Source organism: Paenibacillus sp. FSL R5-0490, assembly GCF_001956215.1.
In the GTDB taxonomy this organism is placed as follows: Bacteria; Bacillota; Bacilli; order Bacillales; family Cytobacillaceae; genus Cytobacillus.
In genome coordinates, this window is record NZ_MRTQ01000067.1 from 1 (window position 1) to 331 (window position 331).

The 331-nt window shown below is 47.7% G+C and carries 1 tRNA gene; it reads right to left on the bottom strand.

The window, feature by feature from the left end:
• A tRNA-Ile gene (locus BK139_RS23490) sits at window positions 1-73 on the bottom strand.
• Between the last annotated feature and the right edge of the window lie 258 nt (window positions 74-331).

Consider the following 331-nt stretch of genomic DNA (forward strand, 5'->3'; position numbering starts at 1 on the left):
GGGCCTAAATGGACTCGAACCATCGACCTCACGCTTATCAGGCGTGCGCTCTAACCAGCTGAGCTATAGGCCCACATAACAGGATTCGAAAAATGATAAGCTGCATATCTCTGCGTCAGCTCTCTCACTGCGCTCCTCACGTACCTCAGTACGCTCCGGTGCTCGTTCGGTCGCTTCCTTGATCTATTTGCTTCTCATTTCTCTCATTTTTTTAGTATGAAAGTTTGAGGATTTATCCCTCAAAACTGAACGAACAGAGAACGTCACGTCTCTTGTAAATATTCCTTAGAAAGGAGGTGATCCAGCCGCACCTTCCGATACGGCTACCTTG